The sequence below is a fragment of the Mycobacterium pinniadriaticum genome (genome assembly GCF_026242045.1).
GTDB classification, from domain to species: domain Bacteria; phylum Actinomycetota; class Actinomycetes; order Mycobacteriales; family Mycobacteriaceae; genus Mycobacterium; species Mycobacterium pinniadriaticum.
In genome coordinates, this window is sequence record NZ_JAPJDO010000077.1 from 1 (window position 1) to 7,947 (window position 7,947).

At 66.6% G+C, this 7,947-nt stretch carries 7 protein-coding genes and 1 pseudogene; 5 read left to right on the forward strand and 3 right to left on the reverse strand.

Features of this window, described 5'->3' with window-relative positions; genetic code table 11:
• Together ORI27_RS33270 and ORI27_RS32390 are read right to left on the reverse strand one after the other, a co-directional pair.
• Positions 1–112, reverse strand: a 112-nt coding sequence (locus tag ORI27_RS33270) for a DUF2563 family protein (RefSeq protein WP_407666520.1), incomplete at its 3' end; no start/stop codon positions are given.
• Between the two features lie 70 nt (positions 113–182).
• On the reverse strand, positions 183–2,231 hold the full coding sequence (locus ORI27_RS32390; RefSeq protein WP_266001337.1) for a prolyl oligopeptidase family serine peptidase: 2,049 nt from the start codon (positions 2,229–2,231) through the stop codon (positions 183–185).
• Positions 2,232–2,259: 28 nt separating this feature from the next.
• Between ORI27_RS32390 and ORI27_RS32395 the strand changes: the two genes are divergently transcribed.
• Positions 2,260–2,550: a ribosomal protein L7/L12 gene (locus ORI27_RS32395; protein ID WP_266001336.1), complete on the forward strand. Its 291-nt coding sequence runs from the start codon at positions 2,260–2,262 to the stop codon at positions 2,548–2,550.
• 13 nt (positions 2,551–2,563) lie between these two features.
• Here the strand turns inward: ORI27_RS32395 and ORI27_RS32400 are convergent, their stop codons facing one another.
• Entirely contained in the window at positions 2,564–4,378 is a 1,815-nt protein-coding gene (locus tag ORI27_RS32400; protein WP_266001335.1) for an NAD(P)/FAD-dependent oxidoreductase, read from the reverse strand.
• Between the two features lie 203 nt (positions 4,379–4,581).
• Here ORI27_RS32400 and ORI27_RS32405 point away from each other — a divergent pair, with 203 nt between their 5' ends.
• From ORI27_RS32405 to ORI27_RS32420, 4 genes and pseudogenes are all read left to right on the forward strand, one after another.
• Complete coding sequence (locus ORI27_RS32405; protein WP_266001334.1) at positions 4,582–5,634, forward strand: 2,3-butanediol dehydrogenase; 1,053 nt, start codon at positions 4,582–4,584, stop codon at positions 5,632–5,634.
• Entirely contained in the window at positions 5,631–6,425 is a 795-nt protein-coding gene (locus tag ORI27_RS32410) for an acetoin reductase (protein WP_266001333.1), read from the forward strand. Before ORI27_RS32405 ends, ORI27_RS32410 begins: the two co-directional genes overlap by 4 nt.
• 23 nt (positions 6,426–6,448) lie before the next feature.
• Positions 6,449–7,738 (forward strand): GAF domain-containing protein, encoded by a 1,290-nt coding sequence (locus tag ORI27_RS32415; RefSeq protein WP_266001332.1) that lies wholly within the window; start codon positions 6,449–6,451, stop codon positions 7,736–7,738.
• A gap of 10 nt (positions 7,739–7,748) precedes the next feature.
• Positions 7,749–7,947: pseudogene (locus ORI27_RS32420) on the forward strand (aldehyde dehydrogenase); the annotation flags it as partial.

Consider the following 7,947-nt stretch of genomic DNA (forward strand, 5'->3'; position numbering starts at 1 on the left):
TTCCCGACGCCGGAGACACGCGACGCAGCTGGTCAGCACCCTCCATCGCCAGCGCGGCCGCACTGTACGACCGGTTTGCACCCGAGCGCAACTCACCCACGTCGACCTGCATCACACACCCCCTGACAAGTTAGCTGTTAGCTAGAGGGTACTACGCAAGGTTTGCTGGTCAACTCACCCGATCAGCCCAGCATGCGGTGCAGAAACGAGTAGCTCAGCGCCGACTTGAAGGCGGTTTGCGCGTTATCGGCCGCCCCGGCGTGCCCGCCTTCGATGTTCTCGTAGTACCAGACCGGATGCCCGGCCTCCTCCAGCGCGGCCGTCATCTTGCGGGCATGGCCCGGATGCACCCGGTCGTCGCGCGTCGACGTGGTGATCAGCACCGGTGGATAGCGCTTGTCGGTCGAAATGTTCTGATACGGCGAGTACTCGGAGATGAACGCCCAGTCTTCCGGGTTGTCGGGGTCGCCGTACTCGGCCACCCACGATGCCCCGGCCAGCAGCAGATGGAAGCGCTTCATGTCCAGCAGTGGCACCTGGCAGACCAGGGCGCCGAAACGCTCGGGGTACTTGGTGAGCATGATTCCCATCAGCAGGCCGCCGTTGCTGCCGCCCTGCGCACCCAGTTGCGCGACGGTGGTGATGCCGCGGTCGACGAGATCGCTTGCCACCGCGGCGAAGTCCTCGGCCACCTTGTGCCGTCCCTCGCGCATCGCCTGGGTGTGCCAGCCCGGCCCGTACTCGCCCCCGCCGCGAATGTTGGCCAGCACGTACGTGCCGCCGCGCGACAGCCACAACCGTCCGAGCACCCCGTCGTAGCCCGGAGTCCGTGACACCTCGAACCCGCCGTAGCCGCCCAGCAATGTCGGGCCGGGAGCCTTATCGTGCTTGTGGCCGACGACGAAGTAGGGGATCTTCGTGCCGTCATCAGAGGTGGCGAAGTGCTGGGACACCTCCAGGTCGGCGGCGTCGAAGAACGACGGCGCTCGCTTGATCTCGGCCAGCTCACCGCCGGCCTGACCGTGTAACAGCCGCGACGGCGTGATGAAATCACTGGAATCCAAGAAGATTTCGTCACCGGTCTCGTCGGTGGCGACGATCACCGTATTACCGTCGACACCGGCCACCGGTTCCCGTGTCCATGAGCCCGGCATGACGATCTCCACCCGGCTGGCGACGTTGACCAACGTCACCAGCAGCAGGCGATCACGGGTCCACGAGTACTGGTGCAGGCTGGTGTGCTCGTCGGGTTCGAACACCACGGCCAAATCGGCTGTGCCGTCCAGGAATTGCTCGTAGTCGGCGGCCAGCAGCGATCCGGCCCGATACGATGCCCGACCAGTCTCCCAATCGCTGCGCAGTTCGATCAGCAGCCACTCGCGGTGCACCGACAAGCTGGCGTCGGTCGGCGCGTCGATCCGCACCAGCTCGCCCGAACGAAGTTGATACACCTGGTCGTTGAAGAAGTCGACGGCGCGGTGCAGCAAGGTGCGTTCGTAGCCCGGGGTGCGGTCCACCGACGCCCCGACAAGCACGTCGGTGACCGGCCCGGTGAACACCGTCTCGGCGTCGGCCAGCGGCTGACCGCGGTGCCACCGCTTGACCACCCGCGGATATCCGGACTCGGTCATCGAACCGGGCCCGAAGTCGGTGCCGACCAGCACGGTGTCGTGGTCCTCCCACGACAACCGCGACTTCGCCTCCGGCAGCTCGAACCCCCCGGTCACGAATTCCCGCTTCAGCATGTCGAATTCACGCACGACCGCGGCATCCGAGCCGCCAGGGGAGAGACTGATCAATGCCCGCGTGTGATCCGGTTCGATGACGTCGGCCCCGGCCCACACCCACTTCTCGCCGTCGGCGGCCGCCAGTTCGTCGAGATCGATGATCACGTCCCACTGGGTCGGCTGCTCTTCGCGCGAGCGCTCATCGCTGGATCCTCGAGCCCGGTAGCTGTCGAGCGTCGTCCGTCGCCACAAACCCCTCGGGTTGGCCGCGTCGCGCCAGAAGTTGTACAGGTACTCCCCGCGCCGGCGCACGTACGGGATCCGGGCATCGGTGTCGAGCACCTCCAGCGCTTCGGCGCGCATCGCCTCGAACGTCTCACCGCTGAATTCGGCGACGGTCGGGTCGTTGTGTTTGCGCACCCAATCCAGCTGTTCATCGCCGGCGATGTCTTCCAGCCAGAGGTACTCATCCGTGGGTTCCTGGGCGTCGGTCACGTCCACCATTGTTCCCGCATGCGACATACTGATCCGCATGGGCATCTTCGGGCGGTCCGACAACGTCGACGATGTGGACGACGGCGGCCTGCGCCGGCGGGTCGACGAGTTGGAACGGCGCGTCGCTCAACTCGAGTGGGCGCTTCGTGGGCAGGGGTCGTCCGCCGAGCCGGAACCGGTGCCTGACGTCGGCGGTCCGGGGGTGAGTCCCGAGGTGCTCCAGCTGGCGTTGCAAGGTCAGAAGATCCAGGCCATCAAGATGCTGCGCGAGCAGACCGGTCTCGGGCTCAAGGAGTCCAAGGACATCGTCGACAGGCTGGCTCCCTAGCCGGAGAGCTCGGTCAGCTCAGGTGATGCACCTCCTGCAGCCCGTAGACCGGGGTTGCGAGGCCCTCGTAGCGGGCCTTGAGTTGCAGCGCCAGATACAGCGAGTAATGCCGGGACTGGTGCAGGTTGCCACCGTGGAACCACAGGTTCTCCTGCTGAGTGGGCTTCCACATGTTGCGCTGCTCGCCCTCCCACGGGCCGGGGTCCTTGGGGGTGTCGCTGCCCAGACCCCACACCTTGCCCACCCTGTCGGCGACGTCCTGGCCGATCAGGTCGGCCGCCCAGCCGTTCATCGACCCATACCCGGTGGCATACACCACGACGTCGGCAGGCAGTTCGGTTCCGTCGGCCAGCACTACCGAATCCTCGGTCAGCCGCTCGACCTGGCCGTGGGCGAGCTTGATCCTTCCGTCGGCGACCATGTCGCAGGCTCCGACGTCGATGTAATAGCCCGAGCCGCGCCGGAGGTACTTCATGAACAGCCCGGAACCATCTGCGCCCCAGTCCAACTCGAAGCCGGCCGCCGTCAACCGGTCGTAGAAATCCTTGTCGCGTTCGCGCATCCGGTCATACAGTGGGATCTGGAATTCGTGCATGATCCGGTACGGCAGCGACGCGAACGTCAGGTCGGCCTTCTCGGTGGTCATTCCCGCGGCCAGCGCACGCTCGGAATACAGGTCGCCCAGGCCGATCTCCATCAGCGAATCCGACTTGACGATATGCGTCGATGACCGCTGCACCATCGTCACGTCCACGCCGTTCTCGTAGAGCGCCTTGCAGATGTCGTGGGCAGAGTTGTTCGACCCGATCACCACGGCCTTCTTGCCCAGGTAGGCGTCCGGCCCGGGATGCGCACTGGAGTGGTGCTGGTCGCCGGTGAACACCTCCTGCCCCGGCAGCGTCGGCACGCTCGGCTTGCCCGACATTCCGGTCGCCAGCACAAGGTGGGTCGGGTGCAGGGTCAGCCGCTCGCCGTCGCGGTCGATCTCGACGGTCCACTGCTTGGCCGTCTCGTCATAGGAGGCCGACAGGCAGGTCGTCTTCGGCCAGTACGGCACCTCCATGACGCGGGTGTAGAACTCCAGCCAGTCGCCGATCTTGTCCTTGGGGGCGAACACCGGCCAGTTCTGCGGGAACGGCAGGTAGGGCAGGTGGTCGTACCAGACCGGGTCATGCAGGCACAGCGACTTGTACCGCTTGCGCCACTGGTCGCCCGCGCGTTCGTGGCGGTCGACGACGATCGCGGGTACACCGAGCTGACGCAACCGCGCGCCGAGCGCGATCCCGCCCTGACCGCCTCCGACGACCAACACGTACGGCTGCACCGTGCGGCCCAGTTCGGCATCCTCCTCGGCGCGCTTCTGCGCCCAGGATCGCGGGTCGGGGTCGTCACCGTGCACCGCACCGAGTACCCGCGTCGGACCTTTGGCTTCCTCGAAACCCTTCAGCTCCTGCAGCGCGGTCAGCAGAGTCCAAGCGTGGTCGCCCTTGAGCCTCAAATGCCCGGTTCCTCGACCGATCGACGTCTCGAATTCGATGAACGCCGAGGTCACATCGCCGTCGGCGGTCGGAGTCTCCCGGGTGCGGAACCCCGATGGGGCGGTGTCCTGGAGGCGGGCAGACAGCATGCCGGCTATCGCGTCGCGGCCCTCGACGGTCTTGATGTTCCAGGTGAAGGCCACCAGGTCGCGCCAGAAGCTGTCGGTGGCGAACTTGCCGGTGACCCGGTCGATATCGCGGGCGGCCAGCGCGGCTTCGAAGTCGGCGAGCCAGGCGTCGACCCGCTGTTGCGGGGTGACGGCGGTCTGAGGTTCCAATGTCGATGTCATGTGACCCAGGGCACACCCGAGTGCCGGCGACGGGCAAGAGTTGCGAGGCGTTGCAACCCCGCGCTGCCCGCCGAGATCGACGAATTGTCGCGACGTACCCGCACAAGTTCGCCCAGACCGACGTTTGGGCGCGTGGGACGGGACCGCGCTGCAACCCCGTGCAACTCTTTCGCGGTGTGGTCGCCGTCACATACAACGGCGGTATGAAAGCAGCCGTCTACTACGGACCCAACAAGGTGGAGATCGACGACGTCGCCGAGCCCGAACCCGCGCCGGGCACCGTGAAACTCAAGGTCGGCTTCAACGGAATCTGCGGCACCGACCTCCACGAGTACTACGCCGGGCCGATCTTCGTGCCCACCGCGCCGCACCCCCTGACCGGCCAGCAACTGCCGCTGACCATCGGCCATGAGTTTTCCGGCACCATCACCGCCGTCGGCGACGGTGTCACCGGCTGGGCCGAAGGGGACCGGGTGGCCGTCGAACCCATCTACAAGTGCGACCATTGCGCACCGTGCCGGGCCGGCAACTACAACGTCTGCCAGCACATCGGCTTCCACGGATTGATGTCCGACGGCGGGATGGCCGAATACACCGTCGTGCCGACCTCGATGCTGCACAAGCTGCCCGACAGCGTCTCCCTTGAACTCGGCGCCCTCGTCGAGCCGATGTCGGTCGCCTACCACGCCGCCACCCTCGGCGACGTCAATCCCGGCGGCACCGCGATGGTCTTCGGGGCGGGGCCGATCGGCATCGGCCTGTGGTTCGCGCTGCGCGGCAAGGGACTCGACGACGTGTTCGTGGTCGAACCGACGGCGACGCGCCGTGCCGCTATCGAGGCGCTCGGCGCCAAAACGCTGGATCCGACGGCGCTCGACGTCGTCGCCTTCATCGCCGAACACACCGGGGGCGACGGAGCCGACGCGGTGTTCGACGCCGCGGGGGTCACTCCGGCCGTGGCGACGGCGTTGGCCTGCGTGGGCTCCCGCAAGCCGATGGTCAGTGTGGCCATCTACGAAAAGCCTTTGGAGACACCGCTTCTCAATCTCGTCATGAACGAGAGTCGGATCCAAGGATCGTTGTGCTACACCGGTGCCGACTTCGAGGCTGTCATCGCGCTGATGGCCGACGGCGCCTACGACACCTCCGGATGGGTGGCCAAGATTCCCATCGACGACGTCGTCGACGAGGGCTTCGAAGCGCTGCACGCCGGCGAGAAGATGAAAGTTCTGGTCGACCCGAACGGAGAATCATGAGCCTGCACGGAAAGGCCGCCCTCGTCACCGGCGCGGGCCGCGGTATCGGACGCGGCATAGCGCTGCGCCTGGCCCGCGACGGTGCCGACATCGCACTCATCGATGTGCGTCCCGACGGCATCAGTGGTGTTGCCGACGAGATCGCCGAGATCGGCTGCAAAGCAACCACATACGTCGCCGATGTGAGCGACCGTGACCAGGTGTTCGCCGCGGTCGACCACGCCGCCCAAGCGTTGGGTGGCTTCGACATCATGGTCAACAACGCCGGCATCGCGTTGGTCGGCCCCATCGCCGATGTCACCGGAGACGAGGCCGCGCGGGTGTGGGCCGTCAACGTCAACGGGGTGCTGTGGGGCACGCAGGCGGCCGCGGCGAAGTTCAAAGCCCTGAGGAACAAGGAACAAGGAAAAATCAGCAGGATCATCAATGCCTCCTCCATCGCCGGCCATGACGGCTTCGCCATGCTCGGCGTCTACAGCGCGTCGAAATTCGCGGTGCGTGCACTGACGCAGGCCGCCGCCAAGGAGCACGCCGCCGACGGGATCACCGTCAACGCGTACTGCCCCGGTGTGGTCGGCACCGACATGTGGGTGGAGATCGACAAGCGGTTCGCCGAACTGACCGGAGCTGCCGAAGGCGAGACCTACGACAAGTTCGTCGGCGGGATCGCGCTCGGCCGGGCCGAAACCTCCGATGACGTGGCCGGCTTCGTGGCCTATCTGGCCGGGCCGGATGCCGACTACATGACCGGGCAGGCCGGTCTGATCGACGGCGGCCTGGTCTACCGCTGAGATGCGGAGCACAATCGGCAGTGATGCAAGGGGCGCACGTGCCTGAACCCGCGGTCGCGGTCGGTGAAGACCCGCGCAGTTACGCGCGGTTGATGTCGGCTGTCTACGACGCGACGATGTCGGGCCACCGTGCTCCCGCCCGGCCCCGGGATGTCATCGGCGACTCGTGGCGGCGGCTGATGTCGAAGGGGATCGACCCGGACGGCCGCACTCCACCCGTCCTGGAATCCGGGGGGATCGAGGCCCTGCGTCGGGCATCCGGCCTGATGGCAGTGCTCGACGAGGTGTCTCGCGGATTGGAGTCGATCGTTGCCGACGGCACCAACATCCTCGTCGTCGCCGATTCCCAGGGCCGGGTGCTGTGGCGGTCCGGTTCCTCGTCGGTGCTGAGCAACGCCGACCGGCTCGGGTTCATCGAGGGGGCACACTGGGCCGAAGGCGAGGTCGGTACCAACGCGATCGGCACCGCGCTGGTATCCAACCGCGCCGTCCAGGTGTTCTCCGCCGAGCATTTCCTGCGCACCCATCACTCGTGGACCTGCGCCGGGGCGCCCATTCGTGACCCGCGCACCGGGCAGGTGATCGGGGTAGTCGACGTGTCCGGGCCCGCGGCGACCGTCCATCCGACGACGGTGGCGCTGGTCGACGCGGTGGCCCGGCTCGCCGAATCGCACCTACGAGAGCAGCACCACCGGACGCTGAATCGGCTGCGGATGGTCGCCGCCCCGATCCTGGCCCGCATCGGTCAACCCGCCCTGGCGGTCGATCCCGAGGGCTGGGTTGCCGCGGTCGACTCGCTTCCGCTGCACCACCGCATTCTGCTGCCGGACGGAATCGGGCCCGGCCGGGCATGGATCCCCACTTTCGGCGTCTGCGATGTCGATGTGCTCCCCGGTGGTTGGTTGGTCCGGCCCACCGATGACGACGAAGCGCCGGCGCTGGCCCACGTGGCGCTGGATCTGACCGTCACGGGTTCACCTGCGTTGGACATGGCGGGGCAGTTCGGCCGCTGGCGTCACGACATTTCGTTGCGCCACGCCGAAATCCTGCTGATCCTGGCGCGTGATCCGCGGGGCCGGTCGGCCCCCGAACTGGCCGCCGATCTCTACGGCGACCGCTCGCGGGTGGTCACCGTCCGCGCCGAATTATCCCGGCTGCGTAAGCAATTCGCCGGATTGCTTGCGGCTCAGCCTTATCGCTTCGCCGGTGGTATCGACGTGACCGTGCGGTATCCCGCAGACATGTCGATGGTGCTGCCGTCGTCGACCGCACCCGCGGTTCGCGCTGTTCGTTCTAATGAAAGTGTCTCGTAGAGGAGGACTTATGCCAGTGTTCGCCCGCCCGGGTTCGACAGGATCGTTGATGGGTTTCCAGCCCCGGTACGAGAATTTCATCGGCGGTGAGTGGACCGCGCCGGTGGGGGGTGAGTATTTCGAGAATCCGACGCCGGTGACTGGTGAGGTGTTCTGTGAGGTGGCGCGTTCCACCGGCGCCGATATCGATGTGGCGTTGGATGCCGCGC